Annotated in this window: 24 protein-coding genes; 12 read left to right on the top strand and 12 right to left on the bottom strand. The window is 43.4% G+C overall.

All coding sequences use genetic code 11. The features are described 5' to 3' along the window. Positions 1 to 74: 74 nt before the first annotated feature. Positions 75 to 479 (top strand): response regulator, encoded by a 405-nt coding sequence (locus tag V7K32_RS04905; RefSeq protein WP_334990870.1) that lies wholly within the window; start codon positions 75 to 77, stop codon positions 477 to 479. 319 nt (positions 480 to 798) lie between these two features. Here V7K32_RS04905 and V7K32_RS04900 read toward each other — a convergent pair whose 3' ends face one another. Next, complete coding sequence (locus V7K32_RS04900; protein WP_334990868.1) at positions 799 to 1,686, bottom strand: tetratricopeptide repeat protein; 888 nt, start codon at positions 1,684 to 1,686, stop codon at positions 799 to 801. A 416-nt stretch (positions 1,687 to 2,102) separates the two neighbouring features. Between V7K32_RS04900 and V7K32_RS04895 the strand changes: the two genes are divergently transcribed. The 5 genes from V7K32_RS04895 (at position 2,103) to V7K32_RS04875 (ending at position 8,460) form a co-directional block, all read left to right on the top strand. Then, on the top strand, positions 2,103 to 2,711 hold the full coding sequence (locus V7K32_RS04895; RefSeq protein WP_334990866.1) for a hypothetical protein: 609 nt from the start codon (positions 2,103 to 2,105) through the stop codon (positions 2,709 to 2,711). Between the two features lie 96 nt (positions 2,712 to 2,807). Beyond that, a complete protein-coding gene (locus V7K32_RS04890; RefSeq protein WP_334990864.1) occupies positions 2,808 to 4,376 on the top strand; it encodes an efflux RND transporter periplasmic adaptor subunit in 1,569 nt (522 codons plus the stop codon). A 334-nt stretch (positions 4,377 to 4,710) separates the two neighbouring features. Continuing rightward, positions 4,711 to 5,991, top strand: a complete 1,281-nt coding sequence (locus V7K32_RS04885; RefSeq protein WP_442938692.1) for an ABC transporter permease — start codon at positions 4,711 to 4,713, stop codon at positions 5,989 to 5,991. A gap of 155 nt (positions 5,992 to 6,146) precedes the next feature. After that, on the top strand, positions 6,147 to 6,818 hold the full coding sequence (locus V7K32_RS04880; RefSeq protein WP_334990862.1) for an ABC transporter ATP-binding protein: 672 nt from the start codon (positions 6,147 to 6,149) through the stop codon (positions 6,816 to 6,818). Positions 6,819 to 7,047: 229 nt separating this feature from the next. Continuing rightward, positions 7,048 to 8,460 (top strand): TolC family protein, encoded by a 1,413-nt coding sequence (locus V7K32_RS04875; RefSeq protein ID WP_334990860.1) that lies wholly within the window; start codon positions 7,048 to 7,050, stop codon positions 8,458 to 8,460. A 214-nt stretch (positions 8,461 to 8,674) separates the two neighbouring features. Here V7K32_RS04875 and V7K32_RS04870 read toward each other — a convergent pair whose 3' ends face one another. Both V7K32_RS04870 and V7K32_RS04865 read right to left on the bottom strand, forming a co-directional pair. After that, a complete protein-coding gene (locus V7K32_RS04870) occupies positions 8,675 to 10,936 on the bottom strand; it encodes a cation:proton antiporter domain-containing protein (protein ID WP_334990858.1) in 2,262 nt (753 codons plus the stop codon). 173 nt (positions 10,937 to 11,109) lie between these two features. Then, the gene (locus tag V7K32_RS04865; RefSeq protein WP_334990856.1) at positions 11,110 to 11,928 is read right to left on the bottom strand and encodes a class I SAM-dependent methyltransferase; all 819 of its coding nucleotides are present in this window, start codon (positions 11,926 to 11,928) and stop codon (positions 11,110 to 11,112) included. A gap of 6 nt (positions 11,929 to 11,934) precedes the next feature. Between V7K32_RS04865 and V7K32_RS04860 the strand changes: the two genes are divergently transcribed. Together V7K32_RS04860 and V7K32_RS04855 are read left to right on the top strand one after the other, a co-directional pair. After that, a complete protein-coding gene (locus tag V7K32_RS04860) occupies positions 11,935 to 12,708 on the top strand; it encodes a class I SAM-dependent methyltransferase (RefSeq protein WP_334990854.1) in 774 nt (257 codons plus the stop codon). A 281-nt stretch (positions 12,709 to 12,989) separates the two neighbouring features. Beyond that, positions 12,990 to 13,679, top strand: coding sequence for a Uma2 family endonuclease (locus V7K32_RS04855; protein ID WP_334990852.1), 690 nt, complete (start codon positions 12,990 to 12,992; stop codon positions 13,677 to 13,679). Between the two features lie 160 nt (positions 13,680 to 13,839). Here the strand turns inward: V7K32_RS04855 and V7K32_RS04850 are convergent, their stop codons facing one another. Continuing rightward, positions 13,840 to 14,139, bottom strand: coding sequence for a hypothetical protein (locus V7K32_RS04850; RefSeq protein ID WP_334990850.1), 300 nt, complete (start codon positions 14,137 to 14,139; stop codon positions 13,840 to 13,842). Positions 14,140 to 14,192: 53 nt separating this feature from the next. Continuing rightward, complete coding sequence (locus V7K32_RS04845) at positions 14,193 to 14,660, bottom strand: VOC family protein (RefSeq protein WP_334990848.1); 468 nt, start codon at positions 14,658 to 14,660, stop codon at positions 14,193 to 14,195. A 73-nt stretch (positions 14,661 to 14,733) separates the two neighbouring features. On the opposite strand from V7K32_RS04845, the gene V7K32_RS04840 reads away from it, so the two are divergent. Continuing rightward, the gene (locus tag V7K32_RS04840; RefSeq protein WP_334990846.1) at positions 14,734 to 15,207 is read left to right on the top strand and encodes a DUF4385 domain-containing protein; all 474 of its coding nucleotides are present in this window, start codon (positions 14,734 to 14,736) and stop codon (positions 15,205 to 15,207) included. 582 nt (positions 15,208 to 15,789) lie between these two features. On the opposite strand, the gene V7K32_RS04835 is transcribed toward V7K32_RS04840, so the two are convergent. Both V7K32_RS04835 and V7K32_RS04830 read right to left on the bottom strand, forming a co-directional pair. After that, positions 15,790 to 16,188, bottom strand: a complete 399-nt coding sequence (locus V7K32_RS04835) for a type II toxin-antitoxin system VapC family toxin (protein ID WP_334990844.1) — start codon at positions 16,186 to 16,188, stop codon at positions 15,790 to 15,792. Continuing rightward, positions 16,185 to 16,457: a hypothetical protein gene (locus tag V7K32_RS04830; RefSeq protein ID WP_334990842.1), complete on the bottom strand. Its 273-nt coding sequence runs from the start codon at positions 16,455 to 16,457 to the stop codon at positions 16,185 to 16,187. The genes V7K32_RS04835 and V7K32_RS04830 overlap by 4 nt, the downstream gene beginning before the upstream one ends. Positions 16,458 to 16,715: 258 nt before the next feature. Between V7K32_RS04830 and V7K32_RS04825 the strand changes: the two genes are divergently transcribed. Then, entirely contained in the window at positions 16,716 to 16,892 is a 177-nt protein-coding gene (locus V7K32_RS04825) for a DUF433 domain-containing protein (RefSeq protein WP_334991183.1), read from the top strand. 10 nt (positions 16,893 to 16,902) lie between these two features. Here V7K32_RS04825 and V7K32_RS04820 read toward each other — a convergent pair whose 3' ends face one another. Both V7K32_RS04820 and V7K32_RS04815 read right to left on the bottom strand, forming a co-directional pair. After that, a complete protein-coding gene (locus tag V7K32_RS04820) occupies positions 16,903 to 17,223 on the bottom strand; it encodes a DUF5615 family PIN-like protein (protein ID WP_334990840.1) in 321 nt (106 codons plus the stop codon). Beyond that, complete coding sequence (locus tag V7K32_RS04815; RefSeq protein WP_334879128.1) at positions 17,207 to 17,428, bottom strand: DUF433 domain-containing protein; 222 nt, start codon at positions 17,426 to 17,428, stop codon at positions 17,207 to 17,209. Before V7K32_RS04815 ends, V7K32_RS04820 begins: the two co-directional genes overlap by 17 nt. A 151-nt stretch (positions 17,429 to 17,579) precedes the next feature. Here V7K32_RS04815 and V7K32_RS04810 point away from each other — a divergent pair, with 151 nt between their 5' ends. Continuing rightward, a complete protein-coding gene (locus tag V7K32_RS04810; RefSeq protein ID WP_334990838.1) occupies positions 17,580 to 17,825 on the top strand; it encodes a DUF433 domain-containing protein in 246 nt (81 codons plus the stop codon). Next, entirely contained in the window at positions 17,825 to 18,181 is a 357-nt protein-coding gene (locus tag V7K32_RS04805) for a DUF5615 family PIN-like protein (protein ID WP_334990836.1), read from the top strand. Before V7K32_RS04810 ends, V7K32_RS04805 begins: the two co-directional genes overlap by 1 nt. Before the next feature lie 50 nt (positions 18,182 to 18,231). Here the strand turns inward: V7K32_RS04805 and V7K32_RS04800 are convergent, their stop codons facing one another. The 3 genes from V7K32_RS04800 to V7K32_RS04790 form a co-directional block, all read right to left on the bottom strand. After that, on the bottom strand, positions 18,232 to 18,537 hold the full coding sequence (locus V7K32_RS04800) for a hypothetical protein (protein ID WP_334990834.1): 306 nt from the start codon (positions 18,535 to 18,537) through the stop codon (positions 18,232 to 18,234). A 143-nt stretch (positions 18,538 to 18,680) separates the two neighbouring features. After that, entirely contained in the window at positions 18,681 to 20,081 is a 1,401-nt protein-coding gene (locus V7K32_RS04795; RefSeq protein WP_334990832.1) for a tetratricopeptide repeat protein, read from the bottom strand. A 44-nt stretch (positions 20,082 to 20,125) separates the two neighbouring features. Beyond that, the gene (locus V7K32_RS04790) at positions 20,126 to 22,312 is read right to left on the bottom strand and encodes a CHAT domain-containing protein (protein WP_334990829.1); all 2,187 of its coding nucleotides are present in this window, start codon (positions 22,310 to 22,312) and stop codon (positions 20,126 to 20,128) included. Positions 22,313 to 22,353: the final 41 nt, after the last annotated feature.

Here is a 22,353-nt window from a genome sequence, read left to right as displayed (position 1 = left end):
CATAACTGCATTTTCTCATTTTAAATTTTGAATTGCCTAATGGCCTTAGCTCTACCTCTATAACTAGAAATCTCATGAAAACTGTTTTAATTGTCGAAGACGATCTAATTAATGCTCGTGTTTTTTCCAAAATTTTGTCCAAGCGTGGCGGCTTGGGTGTAAAACACACTGAAAATGTTGAAGAAGTAATAAAAATTGCCCAATCAGGAGAAGCCGACCTGATTTTGATGGATGTTTCTCTGTCTAGAAGCGTTTACCAAGGTAAATCTGTTGATGGAATCAAAATTACACAAATGTTAAAATCCGATCCAAAAACAGCAAACTTACCCGTTATTTTGGTGACGGCACATGCTATGGAAGGCGATCGCGAAAACTTTCTCAAGCAAAGCGGCGCTGATGGCTACATTTCTAAGCCAGTTGTTGACCATCAACAGTTTGTTGACCAAATCATCGCACTTCTACCCACAGACGACGACTGAGAATTGACGACTAATTTCAGGAATACTCGCCCGCAAACATTTTTGGGCGACTAATATCCTGTATTTAGTCAGCTTAGTATAGATGTACTACGAAAAGGTAGTGTTAGGCAAGTGGGGAGTTAAAAGTTAGGAGTTAGGAGTTATGAGTGAGGAGTTAAATCAGTAGCCTTCGCGGTTTGAGTCGGGGATTTGACACTTCGGCAGAGCTATGTGACCACCCCGACTGAAACACACGACTTGTTAGTTGTGGGGAACTCTGACTCCCAACGGACAAATTAACTGATAACTGTTGAAATATTTAACTCCCAACTCCCAACTCCTATTGAGTAGACTGTTGTTCCGGGGCTGATGATGAGTTTTCTCGTTGCTGTAGGGCTGCTTGAATACGGGGTAATTCTAAGAATTTTTTCGTATCAGACAGTAGGCGATCGCCCCAGAGATTTTCTTTAAGAAAATTCAAACTGGCATAGCGCTGATCGATGCGGAGTGCGGCTTCTCCGAAGTTTAATGCTTGTTGGCGATCGCCTTTAGTATACAGTGCCACTGCTAAGGCCAATAAAGGTTCTGCGGCTTGCTTATCAAGGCTTATAGCAGATTGCCATCGCTTAATCGCTTCAGTGGTATTACCCTGTTCGTAGTTGATTAAGCCAATATTGTTGATCGCCGGCCAGAATTTTTTATCGTGGGAGACGGCTTTATCGTACTGTGCGATCGCATCTGGCAATTTACCCAGCAGATAGTAAGCATTACCCAAATCAAATAACCCTTCTGGATCGTTGGGTTTTAACTTCAAACCGTCTTGGTAATTGACTACAGCTGCTTGGTAATTTTTCTGCTGAAAATTAGCTGAACCCAAAGCAAACAAAATATCACCATTTTTGGGGTTGATAGATTGCGCTTTTTTCAGGCTAGCGATCGCCCCGTCAAACTCTTTGGTTTGCAGTTGCAATCCACCTAAGAGCAACCACACTTTATCATTCTTAGGAGCCAGTTGACTCGCCAGCCGCGCTCGTGGCAAAGCTAAATCAACCTGTTGAAACTGAGCTAGTTGAGCCGCTTCCTGTGCCAAGCTCAACCCCTGCTTCTCTAACTTTGTCCCATCTAGTTGCAATGTATGGGGTATTAATGCCTGCGCGTTAGCGGCTTTTGGCATACTCCATAAACTACAGACCATTAAAAAAGAAATCAAACGAACATGTTTAGGCACATTACCGCCTTTAAGCCACTAATCAAAGAATCTTTCAGCTAGCTTAAACGATCTGCGCTGTTGACGGTAGCAAAATCTTACATCATTGACAGGATTAATTAGGGAGTGGGGATGAGGGAGCAAGGGGAGATGAGGGAGTGAGGGAGTGAGGGACAAGAATTAATAACCAATGCCCGATTCGATTCCCCATTCCCCATTAAAAAGACTTATGACTTTGGTCATACATAAGTCTGGAATTACTAATGACTTTGGTCATACATCACTTTGGATGTTTTAAGTAATAATTAATATGTATGAATTTATACGAAGAGGTAAATATTAGACATCTTGATGCCAAAACAAAAACAACTGTCTAAAGATTGCTGAATTCAAACTTGAGAAAAATATAACTTTAATACAAATAAGGAATCAATTCCATGTTAAAAGCAAACCGGATATCGATAGTTTTAGCTGCTGCTGCCCTAATCATTGTTCCTACTCTCTTGACTGCGCCTGCAAATGCCCAGACGAAGGTTTATGTTGGTGGCGATCGCAATCAAAATTGGGATCGCGATGGCAGACGCAACTATAGAGAAGACAGAAATGGAGACAGAGGTAATTGGAACCGTGACGGCAGACCTTATTCTGGAGAAGTCAGAAACTCTAGAGAGCAGGATAATTGGAACCGTGACAGCAGACCTTATTCTGGAGAAGTCAGAAACTCTAGAGAGCAGGATAATTGGAACCGTGACGGCAGATCCTATTCTGAAGAAGTCAGAAACTATAGAGAGCGGGATAATTGGAGTCGTGACAACCAGTTCAATAACAGAGTAGTCAGACTTGGTAATGGTGACATCAGATATCCCAATGGGGAACTTATTCCTGCTAGATCCATAGCGAGACTGCGTAATCAAGGTTACTTCAGACTTCCCAACGGAGATATTCTTCTTCCTAATGAGGAAATTGTTCCTGCTGGGAGATTAGTTAGAGTGCATGATGATTATTTCCGACTTCCTAGTGGATTAGTACTGCAAATAAACCTTTAAAACACTAAAAGCTCAAAATCATTGTCGGTATAGGGCTACCAGGCTATATTAGCCGTGAATAACTAGCTCGGTAGCCGTTCTTTTTAAAAAAAATATATGAAAATTGATACACCAAATACCGTAGATTCCTCAGTTTTAGTTCCAGAGGTAAAGAAAAAAAAGGGGAAACGTAATTGGTCTTGGCTAATTGCTCTTTGCCTTTTGGGTGGAATTGGTTATGCCATTTATTACCAAGTAACGATTGCTCCCGGTCAAGAAGCCAGACGTCGGGTGCTGACACAGCCTGTAGAAAGGCAGAGTTTAACAATCACAGTTTCAGCGAACGGAACGGTGAAACCTGAGCGGTCAATCAACCTCAGCCCGAAAAATTCCGGTATCCTGAAAAACCTGCTGGTGAAGGAAGGAGATAACGTCAAACAAGGACAGATTGTCGCTTACATGGATGATTCCAACCTGCGGGGGCAACTCACCTCTGCTCAAGGACAACTGGCACAAGCGGAGGCGAATTTGCAAAAGGCGATCGCAGGTAATCGCCCTCAAGATATTGCCCAATCACAGGGAGCATTAGACGAAGCCGAGGCGAATCTACAAAAGGTACAAGCAGGTAATCGCTCTCAAGATATTGCCCAATCACAGGCACAGTTACAAAACACTCAAGCGGCTCTAAGTAAAGCAGAAGATAGTTTTCTTCGCAATCAACAACTTTACAATGCAGGCGGTATTTCCCTTCAGACTCTCAACCAAAGCCGTGCCGATCGCGACAGCGCCCGAGCAACTGTCAATGCAGCACAACAAGCACTGGGGTTGCAAAAAGCTGGATCGCGTCCAGAAGATATTCAGCAAGCTCAAGCTGTGGTGAAGCAAAGACAGCAAGCTTTGGCACTTTTAAAAGCCGGAACGCGCCAAGAAGATATTGATGCAGCCCGCGCCCAGGTAACATCTGCTCGCGGTTCCCTGCAAAACATCCAAGCCGAAATCAATGACACAATTATTCGCGCACCTTTTGATGGTGTGGTCACAAAGAAGTATGCCGATCCCGGCGCTTTCGTGACACCTACAACTGCCAGTAGTGAAGTAGCTTCTTCTTCTTCTTCTTCAATCTTGTCTCTAGCTTCAACAAATGAAGTTGTCGCCAATTTAGCGGAAACAAATATTTCCAAAATCCGCCTTGGTCAAAAAGTCTCGATTGAAGCAGATGCCTACCCAGGAAAAACCTTTGAAGGTAAAGTCAGCCAAATTGCTGCCCAAGCAATAGTAGAGCAAAACGTTACCAGTTTTGAAGTGAGAGTATCACTTTTAGACCCTCAAAGGCTACTGCGATCTGGGATGAATGCGGAAGTAGATTTTCAAGTCGGTCAAGTTGAAAATGTTCTAGTAGTGCCAACGGCCTCGGTGGTGCGGCAAGAAAATGCCACGGGTGTGTTTGTGCCAGGAAAGAATAACAGACCTGTGTTTACTGCGATTGAGACTGGTGTCAGCGCGAACAATTTTACCGAAGTTAAGTCTGGATTGACAGGAAACGAAAGGGTATTGCTCAGTTTCCCACCAGGGTCACGTCCGCAATCAACACCAAGAGGAGGAGTTTTCCCTGGTTTAGGAGGAGGCACAGGAGCAGGTGGCGGTGGTCGTTCTGGTGGTGGTCGGCAAGGCGGTGGTTCTCCTTAAAGTTAGTTTTAAATCAATAGGGTTTAGTTAAAAAGAGGCAAGGGAACAGGGGAATGGAAGAGAAAGAGGAGTAAAAAGGTTCAACTGCCAAGTAAAAAAGCTCAACTACTCTCTCTGTGTTCTCTGCGTCTCTGTGGTTCGTTTATTTGGATAAATTATTTCTTGGAAATCCCTTAGGGACTTCCAAATAAAAAAATATACAACTATTTATTGTAGGGTGGGCGTCTCGCCCGCCCATAGTCAAAGGCGCTCATGTTGCCCACCCCACAAGATTGGATAATTTATTTCCTGGAAGTCCCTTAACTAAATTGTATTGAGTTTCAAATAAAACCTTATGTTTAAGATATTTAAGGGCTTTTACAAAACTAAGAATACTCGCACAGTGCCGTTGCTGGAAATCTTGATAATGGCGGCAGAGACTCTGTGGAGTAACAAATTACGTACAGGTCTAACTATGTTGGGCGTGATTATTGGGATTTCTTCAGTTATAGCCATTACTTCTGTCGGTCAAGGAGTGCAAAAGGGGGTTGAACAACAGATACAAGCATTGGGTACAGATGTCATCCAAATTTTGGCGGGTGCTGCAAGAAGTGGGAATGTCCGTCAGGGGGTAGGTTCTAGTAGCACCTTGACTTGGGAAGATGCAAAGGCGATCGCTACACAAGCACCATCAGCACAGATGGTTTCTGCTTATCTTCAACGCAGCGCTCAAGTTGTATATGCAGGACAGAACACCTCAACAACCATTTATGGCACAGATTTGAACTACCCAGAAGTCAGAAATACTCACCCCCAGCAAGGGAGATATTTTACTCAAGAAGAATTAGATACTGTCGCACAGGTAGCTATTCTTGGCCCTACTGTTCAAAAAACACTCTTTGCACAGGGTGTAAATCCGCTCGGCGAGAAAATTCGCATTCAGGGAGAGGCTTATGAAGTAATTGGGCTGATGGAAGCTAAAGGTTCTCAAGGGCCGATGGATCGAGATGACCAGGTTTTCATTCCTTTAACTACTATGTCGAAGAGACTGGTTGGAAACAATGCCTTAGTAGGCGTTTCTGTCAATGGAATTTTAGTTAAAGGCGCTAATCAGGAGCAGTTAGAAGCCGCTCAGTTTCAAGTCACTAATCTTTTACGGCTGCGTCATAACATTTATCCGCCCCAAGTTGATGATTTTCGACTAACCAATCAAGCGGATATTGTTAGTACCTTCACTAGTATTGTGGGTTTATTTACAGTAATGGTAGTAGCGATCGCAGGAATTTCGTTAGTGGTTGGTGGAATCGGTATTGCCAACATTATGCTAGTTTCCGTAGTTGAGCGGACGCGAGAAATCGGGATTCGCAAAGCCGTAGGAGCCACCAATTCGGCAATACTTAATCAATTTTTAACCGAAGCGATCGTGATTTCCATTGTTGGCGGATGTATTGGCATGGTCACTGGTATTTTATTAGCCTTTCTAGCAGCAAACACGTTCAAATTTCCCTTTGTAATTTCTTTATTGTCAATCATTGCTGGCTTTGGACTCTCATTGAGCGTTGGCTTAGTGGCTGGGGTAATTCCAGCCCGGAACGCATCTAAATTAGATCCAATTACTGCTTTACGTAGTGACTAAATAATTGGTAATACTTCGGCTTACCTCGGCAACCCTTAACACAAGTCGCTCAGTACAAGTTCCAAACTCCAAACTCCTAACTCCTAACTCCAAACTCCAAACTCCAAACTCCAAACTCCTAACTCCTAACTCCTAACTCCTAACTTTTAAATCTTATGCCCACAATGATTTGGATGGAATCTATTACCAAAACCTACTACTTGGGAGAAGTTAGTGTTCCAATACTTAAGGGAATTGAACTCTCTATTGAAGAAGGGGAATATGTCTCGATTATGGGTGCGTCAGGTTCGGGGAAATCCACACTCATGAATATTTTGGGATGTCTGGATCGTCCCACAACTGGAGACTATATTTTTGAAGGCAGAAACTTGACTACTTTTGATGATGATGAATTAGCTTATATTCGTAACCAAAGGATTGGTTTTGTTTTCCAACAATTTAACCTCTTAGCACGGGCGACAGCGCTGGAAAATGTTATGCTACCAATGGTTTACGCTAACTTGCCTAAGCCAAAACGCCGGGAAAGGGCGTTAGAAGCTTTGGTAAAGGTGGGACTAGAGGAACGCATATCTAACCGTCCCAGTCAACTATCTGGGGGGCAACAACAACGGGTAGCGATCGCTCGTGCTTTGGTGAATCGACCTGCATTAGTTTTGGCAGATGAGCCAACAGGAGCTTTAGATACTGAAACTTCTCATGAGGTGATGAGTTTATTAACAGAACTTAATGACCAAGGGATCACAATTGTGATTGTCACTCATGAACCAGATATCGCTGCTCAAACCAAAAGGATTATTCGAGTTCAGGATGGCTTGATTGTAGGCTAATTTGTTAATAAGTAAGTGGGTCAAATTAAATATAAAACCTCACCCTCAATCCGGCTTCCCTCTCCTTCTTAAGGAGAGGAATTGAGGGTGAGGTTTGATATAGATATTTAATTACGCCTATCTACTTATCAGTTTTTTGAGGGGGAGTTTAAAATTACCCTAGATCAATTAGGATGAAAAGTTGTGATTGTATCCTAAAAAACCAATTAATGACTACATCTATCTATTTATGAATTTCAGTTTATTCTTTGTGCATTTTACCTGGGTTACCGTAGCGATCGCTATTCTTTTTCCAAATGCAGCAAGTGCCGCAACTCCCGCCAAACCTGAGAATACCTCAAGCCCTGTACAGGTTCCCAATGACCTCAACCCCAGTCCCAATCCTCTGCAATTTCCTACCAAACCGCAGGAAGTAAGGATTCGGGGAACTGTGCCAATCAGTTTGGCACAAGCTTTGGAACTAGCACGACGTAACAATCGAGATTTACAGGTAGCCCTGTTACAGCTAGAACGCAGTCGTTCGGCGCTACGCGAGTCTCAAGCTGCCTTGTTTCCTACTCTGGGAATTAATAGTAGGGTGACTAATAGTGGTAATGGTTTTACTAACAATACATCTCAAGGCAGCACCACTTTTAATGGTTCAGCACAACTGAATTACAACGTTTATACCTCCGGTAATCGACAAGCGACAATCCAAGCAGCCCAAGAACAACTACGTGTGCAGCAATTGAATGTTGAAACTCAGTCTTTGACAATTAGTTTGAATACCACGACTCAATACTATAATTTGCAACAAGCAGATGAACAAGTAAGAATTAATCGAGCTGCGGTGGCAAATGCCCAGGCTAGTTTGCGGGATACTTTAGCCAGAGAACAGGCTGGAGTGGGTACGCGGTTTGATGTGTTGCAAGCTCAGGTTAATTTAGCAAACGCTCAACAAGAACTAACTAATGCTATCTCGCAGCAGCAAATTGCCCGTCGTCAGCTAGCCACGTTGTTAAGTTTGTCAGATTCAGCTGATATTAGTGCCGCAGATCCTGTAAAATTAGCGGGTCTTTGGTCACAGACGGTAGAACAAAGTATTGTCCAAGCGTTTCAAAATCGTCCAGAATTGCAACAGCAATTAGCACAAGGTAATATTGCCGAGCAACAGCGACGACAGGCACTTTCACAGCTAGGGCCGCAAATTAGTTTGGCAGCCGACTACAATGTGCTAGATCGGTATAACGATGGTGTCAGCATTACTGATGGCTATTCAGTGGGACTTAGCGGTAATCTCGCTTTGTTTGATGCCGGAGTTGCAAGAGCAAGGGCGGCTCAGTCGAGGGCTGATATTGCGATCGCACAGTCTCAATTTGGTAGCCAGCGTGACCAAATTCGCTTTGATGTAGAACAGTACTATTCTCAATTACAATCTAATCTAAATAATGTGCAGACTTCTAGTGTGGCTTTAAATCAAGCTAGGGAAGCTCTGAATTTAGCAAGGCTGAGGTTCCAAGCTGGTGTAGGTACTCAAACAGAGGTGATTTCTGCTGAAAATGACCTGACAAGAGCAGAAGGTAATAGAGTCGCAGCTATTTTGGATTACAATCGCGCTCTAGCTAATTTGCAAAGATCAGTCACTTCTAGAGGTTCGCGCTAAGGTCAAATCATGAAAGAAAAGTTTGGTTAGTACTGCTTTGCCTAAAATCGTGGCGAATTGAGAGTTGAAATTTAAACGGAGAGGGGCGCAGAGGTAAGCGCAGAGGTACGCAAAGAATTCGCTACCATACAGCGCTTTTCAAGTAATTGAACTACGCTACTCCCCACTCCCTACTCCCCATCTCAGTCGTAATCTAAGCTTTAGCTAAGAACGCCTATGGCGTAGTAATTACCGCTACTGGGCAATGGGCTTTACTTAATATTGCATCCACTCTATGACCAAAGAAAACGCGACCCGTAACCATTCGGATACTACTTCCGAGAATAATTAGGTCAACTTCCTGGGTTTGGGCAAACTTGAGGATTTCTTTTTCTGGGCTGGTTCCTTGAAGAATATAGGTTTTGACATCAGCACCTAGATTGCGACCAATTTCTGCTTGCTGTTCGAGCAGATCGTGGGCAATTTCTTTGACTGGAGTTAGCGATCGCTGCTCGTAAAGAATATACTGAGCCTGTGGCACATTAATCACGTTCACGATCATAACTAATGCCCCTGTTTGAGCAGCGATCGTACTTGCCATCTCTACAGCATTTTTGCTATATTCTGTCCCCACCGTTGGTACCAGAATCTTTGTCAGCTGTTGTTGAGCAATGTTGCATGTCTCGCCTTTGGGGTAGGGTAGGTGCGACTTCACTACCATCGTTGCACAAGGGGCTTCTTGTACTACCCGATCTACAAGCAAATTGAACAATGCTTTTTGGGGGCGGATCTTTTCAGAAGCTCCCAATACAATCAAGTCATAGCTTTTGCTCGCTTCATTCAAAATTACCTCCGCTTTATTCCGCCCCGACTCCGTTTTTGTTTGCAGGAGGGTATCAGCAGGTAGGTGCATTTCTTCAACAACAGAGGCCAAAGCCACCTCTGCGGCAGTGTCTTTTACCTCAGTTGCCGTTTGACGGGCTTTTTTTTGGGGCTGCTTATCACTCAGGGCATATAGAGATGTGACTTCTATGGAGTTTTGGTGAGCCATGTAACCGACTAATTGCGCCGCAAGTTGGATGTTGGGACCACCGCTAGTAGGGATTAAGACACGCTGGATTTGTTTGATAAAGCTGCGGCTATCCTGTTCTTCTTGTTCCAAACGTCGAGCTTCTTCATCACTCATCACCACCTTAGACAAACACCAGCGCAGAAGGGGTGGAGCCATTAGAGAAGTAGCGATCGCCACCATGACAATAATCGAGTACATCTGGGGATTCAGCACTCCCAATGATAAACCAATCGTGGCAACGACAATTTCCATCGCCCCGCGAGCATTCATCCCAGAACCCATCGCCAAACCTTCCCAATGACTCAAGCCGCCTGCGCGAGAACCAAGGTAAGCACCTGTAAATTTGCCAACACAGGCGACAGCCAGAACAATTATCGCAAATATCAACGTTTGTGGGACTAACAGAGTTTGTAAGTTAACTTTCAAGCCAGCTGAAGCAAAGAAAATTGGCGCTAGAAAGCTTGCTGTGAAAACTTCTAGCATGTGTCCAGCTTCATTGCTAAAGCGGCGAGATTGACCTGCCAAAATCCCTAGCACGAAAGCACCTAATGCTGCTTCTAGACCTAATGCGTGGGTAAGTGCTGCTGCTGAGAGCGAAAGAATCAGCACAACCGATATACTAGCGGAGATGCCGCCAACGTAGTCATCAACCCAGCGCAAAATCTGGTCTACAATGGTACGCCCAATTGTAAAAGCGATCGCTAAAAACAATATAGCCGCACTCACGGAATGGAAAATTGTCCCCAGGTCAAATTTGCCGCTACTAGCTAAACCTGAAACCACAGAAAGTAAAATCCAGCCGATAGTGTCGTCAGTCATCCCAGCAGCTAAGGTGACTTGACCAATATCACGGCGAATCAGGTTTAAGTCCATCAGCACCTTAGCAATCACTGGTACTGCCGAAATACTCATTGCTGTGGCTATGAACAGACTGAATACTAGTCGCTTTTCTGGGTCAGCTAAAAAACTATCTGGCAATAGCCAGCCCAATCCAAATCCGGTGATAAACGGGACAATAATTCCGCCCAGTGAAATCAAAAGAGCCGTTTTCCCCTTACGAAGAATCAGCTTCAGATCCGTTTCCAACCCAGTCACAATCAGCAAAAATAACACACCTAACCAAGAAATCACCGAAAGTAAATTAGACTGTTCTTGACTTTTGGGAAAGATGTCTGCCTGTAAGTCTGGAAGGAGCCAACCAAATAGAGAAGGGCCAAGCACCACACCCGCCAGTAATTCTCCAACAACAGGCGGTAGGCTAATCCGGCGCATCAATTCACCTAATCCCCGCGCTACGAAAAGCAATAATGACAGTTGCACCAACACCAACAGCAGCTCATGATGACCAAGAGGTTTAATTAAACCGTCACCTGCTACTTTCTGTGCAGCGAGTACAGGCATTAACATCAGGGACAGGTTTTGCATATTAACGTCCACAGGTTGGATTACAAGTTTTTAGAGGGGCTGCTTCAAGTAAATCTTGAAAATGTTTACTTCCACATCGGTCTAAAAGATTAAACTGTCATTGTCATTAGTAACGGTAAGATTATTATGTGCGATCGCTCTCATCTGTCAGTTCAGCAGCAAAGCTCATCAACTTATTTTCGAGCGCGAACAAAGAATTTTGTAGTGTCTTCCCAAATACCTTGCTCGGTTGCTAATTTCTCAATTTCAGCTTTGTACTCAACTTGCAACTGATTTAATTGTTCTTGTGATAATTTTGACAGCAGTGGATTACCTTTAAAATTTATCTTAATTGCTGTCATAGATAATCTGTTATCCCTAAGAGGGCGATAACGTCCTGATGGCTCAATTTTAATTTCAATATCTCTAAAACCTGTCTGATTGAGCAAATTTCGGCATTTTTCTGGAGTCCCTAGTGGTTCAAGGATATATGGTAGCGATACGTCCAAAACTCTAGCGCAGATCCTCTGCTGAAGAGATGCCATATAAGCAGTTTCGGGAGGACAGGTGAATCCCACAAATCCTCCTGATTTCAATAAGCAATACCACTTTTTTAAAATAGCAATTATATCAGGAAAAAGTACAAATGCCTCACAGCAAAAGACAACATCAAAACTATTATCGCTAAAATTTAAATGTTCTGCATCTGCCTCAATTAACTCGATATTTTTTAATTTTGCGGCTGCAATTTTAAGTCTTGCTTGATGCAACATTCCAGGGGTCATGTCAATCCCAATCACATAGCCCTCTGAACCAACTTTTTCAGCTGCGGCGATCGCAACTAAACCGGTTCCAGTCGCCACATCCAGAATTTTCTGTCCCGAATGTAGTGGAACAAATTCAAGTAAAAGCTTGGCTTCTAGAGGATGGCGAGTACCTTCCTCATGGTCATAAGTACTTCTACCACCATAAAATTCTTTTAGTTGCTGTTTATAACTATCCAAATCAGTCATAACCAAATGTCAAATTTTCTCCACTTTATAGTAACTTTTTTTGTGATATTGAGTTGCTTGCTGCTGAATCCAACCCTGACAGCACAAGCCGCGACTTCATCCAGCACTGTTTACCAACAACGGCTAATTCATAGTCCAGATGGGATCGGCAAATATTACATGGGGCGCGAAATCGCCAAAGTTATGGGATACACTGGCGCTGGCTGGTTAGAACGTCCAAGCCGAGAGCCAGAGGAACAGCCAAGTAAGGTAGTTAGTCTGCTCAACTTGAAACCTAATGATGTCGTGGCGGATATTGGCGCTGGTACAGGTTACTTCAGCTTTCGCATCGCGCCGCTATTAACAGCAGGTAAGGTATTAGCTGTAGATGTTCAGCCAGAAATGTTAGAACTCATTGAGTTGTTCAAAAAAGAGAAAAATATTACCAATATTGAGCCTATTTTAGCAACTCTTACTGACCCAAATTTACCACCGAACAGTGTCGATTTGGTCTTGATGGTAGATGCTTATCATGAATTAGAATATCCCCAAGAAGTGATGCAAGTAATTGTGAAAGGACTTAAACCAGGTGGTCGGGTAGTACTAGTTGAGTACCGGGGTGAAAATCCCTTTATCATGATTAAAGGTCTGCACAAAATGACTCAAAAGCAAGTTAGCAAAGAAATGCAAGCTGTTGGTTTAGTTTGGCGTGAAACTAAAAATTTGTTACCTCAACAGCATTTAATGGTATTTGAGAAACCTAATTCTAGCGCTTCTCGTTTACGTAAGATACACCCGTAGGGACACGGCAGTGCCGTGCACCTACACCCCGCGATATAATGTTGTACCGCATCTGAATGGGAACCCCTAAGTAAGTGGGCGCAAATAATCATTACTGGCTCGTAGTTGCGCCCTCTTGCGCTTTAGCGCAACTACGAGCCAAATACAGAGATTTTACTTTTCGTTACATAGTTTGGTTTTATCTTGTCTACCTACTTATATAGTGATTTAGTAAATCTCTAAAAAAATAAGCATCAAGCCATAATAAAGTAAGACTCCTTGCCAGAGCAGAGCAGAAAATCATGGTCAAACTATCACTCAAGCAACAAATCCCTCATTTAGAGAATGGCGATCGCCTTACTCGCTACGAATTTGAACGACGCTATCAAACAATGTCCCGTCATCAAAAAGCCGAATTAATTGAAGGAGTTGTATACTTGGCATCCCCATTACGCTTTGAAAGTCATGCTGAACCACATGGTCATACAATTACTTGGCTGGGAGTTTATGAAGCATCAACTCCTGGTGTGAGATTAGGAATTGAGCCAACAGTCCGCTTAGATCGAGACAATGAACCGCAACCAGATGGAGTGCTATTAATCACACCAACATCTCAAGGACAATCTCGTTTGAGTGCTGATGATTACATCGAAGGTGCGCCAGAACTGGTAATAGAGATAGCAGCTAGCAGTGTTGCTATTGATTTATATGACAAGAAAAAAGTCTATGGTCGGAATGGAGTAGAAGAATATATTGTTTGGCAAATATTTGAAAACAAATTAGATTGGTTTGGTCTGCAACAAGGAGAATATATATCCTTAGAAGTGGACGCAGATGGAATTATCAAAAGTCAAATATTTCCTGGTTTGTGGTTGTCAATGTCAGATTTAATTGCTGGGAATATGCCGCAAGTATTGGCTGTGTTGCAGTTGGGATTAAATTCGCCAGAACATCAAATGTTTGTGCAGCAGTTGTCTGGAAAAGCAAAATAGATGTTTGAAAAGTTATGATTTATGTATCATATCAAGTTCGGATAATTAGTTATGATTTCCACAGTCATTGCACCCCACCCCCAGCCCCTCCCCTTGCTAAGGGGAGGGGAGACGCTGACGCAAATTAGTTACTGTACACGATTAATTAGGAATTATTTGCTTACAGCAATTTTTTAGCATCAGTTTCTTTTTGGGGAATGAGGCTGGCGCTTTTGGTTGCACTATCCCAAAGAATCCAATTAATAGAATTATCTAAATCATCCGGGCTATTTGAAACTTTGAAATATAGTTTTTCTGCGCCCTTTCTTTCAATAGCAAAGTCGGCATTTTGAGCATAAACGACTATAAAACCTTTGTCTCGCAAACAATACATCGCCCAAGCTTTCAATGATTGCTTGTATGGTTCGTGGGGAATTGGTGGTTTTGTGATTGTGTCTTCGATTACTTTAAATATTTGCATCAGTTTCTGTCATATACGAATTACGAATTACGAATTACGAATTACGAATTATTTTAATGCATATCAGGATCGCAACGAATTTCAATCATAAAGCCATCTGGATCATAAAAATACACTCCTCTACCAGTAGGACGAGTGACTGGGCCATGTGCGATCGCTATTTTATTTTCTCTGATTACTGTCACGGCGCGATCGAATAACTGCGGATCGATGTCAAAGGCTAGATGGTACGCCCTGGTGAAGGTCTTTTCGGGGTCTGGATTTGGTGGTGTTAATTCGGGTTCCCCAAATAAATCTAAAATTGTCCCATCGGGGGTGATGAAGTTGGCTACTTTCCCAAATGCGACAAGTTCCACCAGGGTTGCAGGTACTTCGTCGCCTGTGAGTTCGTGCAAACCCAGGATTGTACCATAAAAGTAGCGGGAAGCTTGCATATTTTGGACGTTGAGGGCAATGTGATGCACTTTACGCAGATTTCCTGGCGCAAGGACACTCTTCACATATTGGGTGGTAGATAGCATAGAACAATATCTCAATACTTAGATAGAAGTTGAACTTTTTTCTAAAGTTTACTATTTTTATTAAACATCTATCATGGCTTTTGATTATTCTTTAGACTTTAAAACTATTGATTTTCGCCAACATCCTGAACTCTATCGTGTTGGCAAGGGTGAGCAGGGTGTACTTTTGGTTGAACCATACAAGTCAGAAATTCTTCCTTACTGGCGGTTCAAAACTCCTGATATTGCGAAAGAGTCGAGTGAGAAAATTTACGAGCTTTTTCTTGCATATTTAGAGCAAGATGATTTTGTCGGCGCAGATATGGCACGAAAGTTTATCCAAATGGGTTATACTCGCTCTCGCCGTTATGCTAATCATAAAAGTGGCAGGAAGTATAAACAAAATTCGGAAGATTCAGATTCCAAAAAAGAGATTTTACCCTATGAAGTAGACCCAGTGAAAGCGGAATCAGCAGCAATATTTAAAGCTAAGTGGATAGAAGCAAAGACAAATGAGAAATATCAAGAACTTTTAGCCAAGCATAAGCAGATGTATGAAGTAGATTAATCACCTTCGTAGGTGCGTTAGGAATTTAAAGCACCTTCCAAGATGTTTTTACTGCGATCATGTCCACAATACACCCCACCCCCAGCCCCTCCCCAAAGCATCGGGGAGGGGAGAGAAATCCCTATAATTAGTTATGCAAACCACAATACACCCCACTCCCAGCCCCTCCCCAAAGCATCGGGGAGGGGAGAGAAATCCCTGAAAATGTTGGGTTTCGTTCCTCAAACGCCACGTACTTTAAGTCGGGGAACACGCCCAACGCAGTGGCTCCCCAACCTACATTGGAATTATTTTTTAGGTTTAACCGAACAGTATTGACAGCCGATGAGTCTTTGATACTCGCCGATGAGTCTTTGATACTCGTGAATGAGTCTTTGATACTCGTGAATGAGTCTTTGATACTCATGAACGTGCTATTGTCGCCAATTAATTTAAGATTTACGCGATCGCATCTCCCCTCAGCAATCTAATAATAATCATAGTTGTCTAAGCGATCGCATAAGCTGGTTATATTGTCAGCAACTAATTTAAGATTAGCGCGATCGCATTTCTCTTCAGCAACCCAACGACAATCATAGTTGTTTATCGCCAGACCTGAACCAGCATCAAATCGAAATCATAGTCATACGTCCACACTGGTAGCTTCATTTCCTCTGACAAAATGGCAGTGAGAGCATCGCAGAGGGTAATCCGTTGATCTGGAAAACGTGCAGCTTTTTCAACTGCTGCTATATACCGCTCTTGTGAAGGATTAATGAAATGAACTGATCCTATACATTGTCTAGCAAAGCTAATCGCTTGTTCAGTTCCAAGACGATATAACAAAAGATTATATGTTTCCAGATAAACAGGAAAGGGAACTAGGATTGTTAAATTTTCTGAATTGATACGTTGTAGTTCGGCTTGCGATCGCTCATGATATTGGTCGTCTACATCTACAGCAGCATATAAAGGCCCAGTGTCAGCAATTACGGCTCTCAAGGTGTGTTTGGTGGCAATGATTGCGAAAATGCTTGTTCAGCTAGAATTTTATCGTGATTTGCTGACGTATCTTTAAATCCACTTCCCTTAGATGCAGGAGTTAGGCGTAAACCTTGCTTTTGTAGAGGTAAATAACCACGTTGGCTGAGAAATTCTTCAAGGGCATTTTCTACAATAGCGTTAGCAGCTAAGGAAACTTCTTGATCGCCGATGTAAGCACTGAGAGCATTAACGATCGCATCTGGCAGTGTAATATTCAGGGATTGCATAAGCTGGTTATCTTGTCAGCGATTAATTTAAGATTAGCGCGATCGCATCTCCCCTCAACAATCTAATAATAATCATAGTTGTCTAAGCGATCGCATCTGGCAGTGTAATATTCAGGGATTGCATAAGCTGGTTATCTTGTCAGCGATTAATTTAAGATTAGCGCGATCGCATTTCCCTTCAGCAACCCAACAAAAATCATACTTTGCAACAATAGCTGTAGCTTAGTCGGAGTACAAACTATGGACTGGCGATAGTACATTCATTCAGATCCTAAAATTCTACTAGGTAAGCCGACTGTGAAAGGAACTCGTTTATCTGTAGAGTTCTTATTGGGTTTGTTTGCTGCGGGATGGACAGAACAAGAAGTGCTAGAAAACTATCCGACTCTTAGCTCAGAAGCATTAAGGGCGGTATTTGCTTTTACAGCAGAGTAATTTTTGGAATTTACAGTGTTATAGTAACCACATCACCTGGTTGAATCGTTGCTAAAGCTTCTTGAACTTTAGGTATTAGAGGTTTCAGAACTTCTAAACGATTGCTAGGAGATGCGAGAACGATTATAGCTAAGTTGATATTATTCAAATTTTGTTGAGCTGTTAAGTTTTGATCAATGGTGATGAATACATCAAACTCAGTCTTCGCTAGTCGCAGTAACTCACCATTCTTTTTACTTGCCCATCCTTGCTCTGGTACAGTCACAACCTGATGACCTGTGATTTCTCGCTTTAATTTCTTAGGCAGGCATTCATCAAGCAGCACTTTCATAAGAAGATAATACCGTTTTCAGAGCTAGCTTGAAAAACGCTGTTGCCTGTGCGCGGCTTACAGTGGGAAAATCTTCTAGAAAATCGTCGAGGCGATCGCCTGCTTCGAGATAATCAATCAATGTTTGTACTGGTACACGAGTTCCATAGAAAACGGGTGTACCAGAAAGAATTTCAGGAGAACTCTGTATTAGTTGAGGTTCCATATCGCATCTGGGAGTGTAATATTCAAAGATTGCATAAGCTGGTTATATTGTCAGCAATTAATTATAGATTAACGCGATCGCATCTTTCCTCAGCAATCCAACAATAATCATACTGTGCAACAATAGCTGTAGCTTAGTCGGAGTACAAACTATGGACTGGCGACAGTACATTCATTCAGATCCTAAAATTCTACTAGGTAAGCCGACTGTGAAAGGAACTCGTTTATCTGTAGAGTTCTTGTTGGGTTTATTTGCTGCGGGATGGACAGAACAACAAGTTATAGATAACTATCCCACCTTAACCTCAGAAGCATTAAGGGCAGTATTTGCTTTTACAGCAGAGTGTATGCGTGAAGAATCTTTGTATACCCTTCCGCTTTTGTCTGAGGCAGGGTAATGCAGTTTCTAGCAAATGAAAATTTTCCTTTAATGAGTGTTAGATATTTGCGCTCTGCGGGTTACGATGTGGCGTATGGAAGCGAAGACGCACCAGGTGCAGAAGATTCTGAAGTTCTGACACGCGCAGTTCGTGAGGAGCGAATCATTCTGACATTTGATCGAGATTATGGTGAGTTAATTTATCGCCTGCGGATGCCATCACCAATAGGTGTTGTTTATTTTCGTTATTTTCCTGCTACACCACAGGAGCCAGCCGAAGATTTGCTGCGCCTGCTAAGTATTGAAGGTATGTCTTTAGAAGGCAGTTTTACTGTTGTAGAGCGTACACAGTTACGTCAGCGCCCACTGCCCTAATTTACCTTATTTCTCAAACAGTCTTTTCTTTTCTATCCCCGCATTTCCCCTTATTCACCCATTGAAACTTGACTGGGATCAAACAACCACGCATCGCCGACTATCTCCTCTAGGCGTTGATTGAGTCGGGGGAGGAAATATTCTGGATCGTTGAGCTGTTGCTGAGTAAACCAAGCATCAAAAGCTTCCTGTGTCTCAATTCCTTGCCTACCAGCCGCCCCTGCTATGATCTCGAAACTTACATTTTGAAGTTCCTCTAACTGCGGATGACCTTCACCTCGGCGGGCGCAAAAGAAGATTGCTGTTGCTCCTAGCCAACCTTCTAGTTCATCGTCTTGAAGTGCTGTATCCCACATTCCGCACTTCAAAATGTATTATCTATCTTTTCAATAAAAATTCCTAATAATGTTCAAATTATTAAGTATTAATATTGAATACCATTGGCGATTTATGTTGTTGATTTAACCATTTTTTTCCACCTATGGGAAATCTACGCATATTACACGATGAAGTGCGGAAAGTCGGCTGTATACAAAGCAAGGATTAACTTAACGGTCTTGGCTAAGGGGGCTTGAATTCTCAGCGTCAGCCAGACTGCTTGAGTTAGGTAAGCCAAACCGTTGCTTTTATCTGCTATCCATAAATTACCCAGGACTGTCAGCAAATCACTGTATGCACGAATCTGTATAAGTGCTGAAACAGCTTCTATATTTAACTCTAATTGCCTAGTCTTATCTCCAGTTTTACCAGCAAGAGAAGCTATGTTGCTAAGGGTAACGGCTTTACCTTTGACATCGCCAATCTGCTGAAATATTTCAAAGTTTTGCTCCCAAAGTGCGACTGCTTTTGGCATATCCCCTTGGTCGGCGATTACCTTAGCCATGTTATTGAGGGTAGTGGCTTTACCTTGGATATCGCCAATCTGCTCAGATATTTCCAAGGATTGCTCCCAAAATGCGACCGCTTTTGGAATATCCCCTTGGTCGGCGATTCGCAATGCCATGTTATTGAGGGTAGTGGCTTTACCTTTGACATCGCCAATCTGCTCAAATATTTCAAAGTTTTGCTCCCAAAGTGCGATCGCTCTTGCTATATCCCCTTGATTGGCGATTACCGTTGCCATATTGTTGAGGGTAGTGGCTTTACCTTGGATATCGCCAATCTGCGCCTTTATTTCCAAGGATTGCTCCCAGAGTGCGATCGCTTTTGGGATGTCCCCTTGTTGGGCGAATACCAGTGCCATGTTGTTGAGGGTAGTGGCTTTGCCTTTGACATCGCCAATCTGCTCACATATTTCCAAGGATTGCTCCCAAAATGCGATCGCTTTTGGAATGTCCCCTTGTTGACGGATCACCCGTGCTATGTTGTTGAGGGTAGCGGCTTTACCTTGGACATCACCAATCTGCTCAGATATTTCCAAGGATTGCTCCCAAAATGCGATCGCTTTTGGGATGTCCCCTTGTTGGGCGAGTATTAGTGCCATGTTGTTGAGGATAGCGGCTTTTTCTTGCAATTCGTCTTCAGGGCAAAGGTCTAAAGCTTGCTGATTATGGGTAACAGCATCTTGTACAAAACCCAAAACGTTTTTAGCACGGGCGACTATTCCCAAGATGCGGTAATCCTGAAAAACTGCCAGAACTTGCTTACATAACTCCAAAGTTTCTACAAACCGTGAATTATTGACCCAATGGTTTGCAATCCTATTTCCAACGCTGACAGCAATCTCCTGCTCTTTTGCCAGCAGTCCCAAACGTACAATTTCCAGTACTTCTGCTTCCGTGGCGTTGTCACTCTCCTCCCACCAAACTTTATGGATTTTTTTCACCCCTTGCTGTCGGGTTGCTTGCCACTCTTCCTCACTCAACACTGATTCCAGCAACGATTCTAAAATTGTCGTCACTCGATAATTAGCTGGCTGGGTGGGGTGAGTGGTAGCAGACTCAACTAAGCTGAGACTGACAAGCTTGGATAAGTGTGAGCTAACCCCCGCCCCCCTTCCCTATGAGGGAATGGGGGAGATTGTAGCCCCTCTCCTTGTAGGAGAGGGGTTGGGGAGAGGTTCTGCATGAGGACATTAATTATCTCCTCCGTCACGGGCAGATGAAACACACTCAACCGCGCGAGAAACTTTTGTTCTTCCAATTCCAAAGCATCCAGCAGAGTTTGTGCCAAAATATTTTCACGAAACTTCTGCTCAGTCGCCTCCAGCCGATTCAGTAATTCATCCGCCGCTATTCCTGGTTGCTGAATCACCTCTAACAGCCACTTCAGCAAGCGGGGATTACCATCGGCAATCTTAATAATCCTCTGAGTTCTTAACTGTTGCCTAACTTCCTTATCTAAGGGAAAGCAGATTTTATCAATATCACTGCTGCTCATCGCTGCCAAAGATTCCAAGTGCAGACGATGAGGTGGCAAAGTGTCTGCCTTCAAATAGCGACAGGTGACAATCAGCCGACTTTCTGCCCTGTTGTCTGCCAATGCTGCACAAATCGCCCTTAAAATCTCGTAAGCTTTCGGCGTCATCCGCAGTAAGCCATCTTCAATATTAGCTGTAGGGATATTCTGCTCAAAATCATCCAGCACCAGCAGCAAAGGTTGCTTGTGTTGCTTTTCAATTGCCTCAAAAAAGTTTTGCAACCGTCCTTTAAGAGACACCTTTGGTTCGTTCAAAAGTGCCGGAACATTTACAAACCGCTCATACTTATTAGAAAGCTTATTCAGCAAACCTATCTCATCCAAAGGCCCAATCAACACGACTCGCGCAAAATTGTCACGCTGCATCTGCACCCGCGTACATAACCGCGCCGCCAGGCTACTTTTGCCCAGTCCCCCCATCCCGGCAATAAACACGCCAATTTGGTCGCTGGTTTCCCCCAGAGCTTTGAGACAACGTTGCAAAGGTCGTCTGCGTCCGACAAATTCAAACCGACTGGCAACTTTAACTAGATTATTTTCATCGAGAAATTCTTGCTCTGGCGCTGTAAACGTCAGCCTTTCACGATCTCTTTTTCTCAGGGCTGTCACCAGTTGGTTAATAGGGCGCGTATCCCGATAGATCCGCAACAGATGCCAGTCGGTGCATTCTTCGTCAATCATCTCCTGCTGCGCCGCTTTCACCGCTTCTTCAACAGTTGCCCCCGTCGCCAAAGCTTGATAGAGTGCCTGTGCTGCTATAATACCCGTGGTGTCAAACACCGGACGCGCCCAGCCTAAAACTATACCTGCCCCCGCTTTCACCAATGCCTGGGCCATCGAGGGTACTGTCCCCTTATTAGGAACCTGTCCCGTATGACAACCAGAGAGAAAAGTTACACGCGGCCAGCGTCCGCGAAAGGCTTTAGCTAAATCATTGACGGTAGTAAGTTGCATATTCCCCACCTCATCCTCAGTGATAAAGCAAGGGGTATTGTCTGGTAATTTTGTACCTGTTGGCAGCAAACAGCCGTAACCTTGTTGGGTATAAATTATCCCGTGTCCCGTGAGGTGAAAGACATCAAAATAGTCTTCTGGGTAAGATTGCACCAAATTAGCTAACTCTGCAACCGAGCCGCTTTCCTCCACAATCAACGCCAAAGGCTGATCTTTAGTTGCTTTCAAAATGTTCGCTTCTTCCTGCTCAAACCCTAGTAGTGGAACTCTGGGATCTTCAGGAGAAGTCGCCATGAACAGCAACCGCAATGGGCGATTTTGCACGCCAATCACTGGGGTTTGACGCTGCTGCACACGACGCACTGGTAAGACGGAAATATCCTCGCGTTCTAGTAAAAACCCTCCACCATTATGTAGCAACTCCCAAGGCAAATGTGCCAATCCCAACGCTACCCGTTCTGTTTCCGGGTTTAACCCCTGCGCTTCGCTGGTTTGAATCAAATCTAGATAAATGGTTTGCTCATCCGCGTCATTCAGCGCCCTTCTCAGCCATCCCTCATTACCATCCAGCCATTGATAAAGTCGCCATCCCAACTGGATGAGATCGGGTAAGCTATCTTTCTGTTGAGAATAATAATTTTGCTCACACAGATCAATTAGTGCTACTAACTCCGTTTTATTCAGGCGACGTGAGCCATAATCACAGCGCAGTTCAAAAGTTTGCTGTTGACTGAGGGCGAAGGTGAAGTTTATGGGCATGGCTGACAGCAGTAGTTTCCACAGTAACCTTCACCGTATTA

The sequence above is a fragment of the Nostoc sp. genome (assembly GCF_036917635.1).
Taxonomy (GTDB): domain Bacteria; phylum Cyanobacteriota; class Cyanobacteriia; order Cyanobacteriales; family Nostocaceae; genus Nostoc.
The sequence above is the reverse complement of the archived record's forward strand: the minus strand, read 5'-3'. Positions and strand labels throughout refer to the sequence as shown.